We start from the raw sequence: 1,705 nt of genomic DNA on the forward strand, positions 1-1,705 counted from the left end.
CTCCCGGCCGCCCACCAGACGCACCCGGTCGTACCGCGCGCCCGCGCTCGCGCCCTCCGCCGGCTCCTCCTCCGCGGGCAGCAGGCGCTGCATCCACTCCTGGTCCGACTCCAGGAACACCACCGCGTCGAGGTCGCCCAGCGCGTGCCGCACCCCGGCCGGCAGCCCCACCGGGGTCGAGAGCACGAAGCCCGCCCCCGCGCGGACCCCCGCGATCACGACCCGCAGCACGTCCTGCAGCCGTGCGTCCTCGGTCGCCCTGATCTCCACGTGCCCCGGGCGGTAGCGGAACAGGTTGCGCTCCACCTCCAGCCGCGACACGTCGCGCACCCGCCCGAACTCACGGTCCCAGGCCAGGGCATCCGACAGGGCCGCGCGCCGCAGCCACTCGAAGGCCTCGTACGCCAGCGACGGCTGCGCCGACTCGATGAGCGCCGTGATACGCGAGTCGAGTCCCCGCAGGTGCAGGGTGCTCGATGCCGCGCCCCCGGGCTGCGAGCGCCACGTGCCGAGGCCGATCAGGTGGTTCGGGCCGCCCGGCTTCGCACCGGGGCCGACCGACGACCGCTTCCAGCCGCCGAAGGGCTGCCGCTGCACGATCGCCCCCGTGGTGCCGCGGTTGACGTAGAGGTTGCCCGCCTGCACCCGGTCGAGCCAGAGCGACAGGTCGTCGGGGTCCTGCGTGTGGAGCCCGGCCGTGAGGCCGTACGCGACCGCGTTCTGCAGCTCGATCGCGCGCGCGAGCGTGGGCGCGTGCATGATGCCGAGCACCGGGCCGAAGAACTCCTCGAGGTGGAAGCGCGACCCCGGCTGCACGCCCACGCGCACGCCGGGCCGCCACAGTCTTCCGCTCTCGTCGCCGTCCACGGGGGCGGGCTCGATCAGCCACCGCTCGTCGCCCTCCAGCTCGGTGAGCGCCCAGGCGAGCTTGCCCTGCGGCTGCTCGATCACGGGGCCCACCTCGGCCGACGGATCCGCCGGCCAGCCCACGCGCAGGGAGCGGACCGCGTCGGCGAGCTGCCGGGCGAAGCGCTGCGAACGGCCGACCGGGCCGACGAGGATCGCGAGGGAGGCGGCGGAGCACTTCTGCCCCGCATGCCCGAAGGCGCTCTTGACCAGGTCGGCGACGGCCAGATCGAGGTCGGCGGACGGCGTGATGATCATGGCGTTCTTGCCGCTGGTCTCGGCGAGCAGCGGCAGGTCGGGGCGCCACGAGCGGAACAGCGCCGCCGTCTCCCACGAGCCGGTGAGGATCACGCGGTCCACGGCCTCGTCGGTGATCAGCGCCCGTCCGAGCTCGCCCTCCTCGATGTCGACCAGGGCGAGCACCTCGCGCGGCACGCCGCCCTCCCACAGGGCCTCGGCGAGCGCGGCGGCGCAGCGTCGCGCCTGCGGGGCGGGCTTGAGCACGACCCCCGAGCCGGCGGCGAGCGCGGCGAGCACTCCTCCGGCCGGGATCGCGAGCGGGAAGTTCCAGGGCGGCGCGACCACGGTCACGCGCGCCGGCTCGAACACGGCACCGGAGATCGCGTCGAGCTCGCGGCACGTGGAGGCGTAGTAGCGGGCGAAGTCGACGGCCTCGCTGACCTCCACGTCGGCCTCGGCGAACACCTTTCCGGTCTCCGCCGCGGCCACCTCGATCAGCTCCCCGCGCCGACCGTCGAGCGCGGCGGCGGCCCGCAGCAGCACCTCCGCGCGCTCCGCC

General features: G+C 75.2%; 1 protein-coding gene. It reads right to left on the minus strand.

The genetic code is table 11. The features are described 5' to 3' along the window. Positions 1-1,705: aldehyde dehydrogenase family protein (locus DW309_RS07070; RefSeq protein ID WP_136044960.1), on the minus strand; the 1,705-nt coding region annotated here is incomplete at both ends.

Source organism: Microbacterium sp. K41, assembly GCF_004794395.1.
In the GTDB taxonomy this organism is placed as follows: domain Bacteria; phylum Actinomycetota; class Actinomycetes; order Actinomycetales; family Microbacteriaceae; genus Microbacterium; species Microbacterium sufflavum.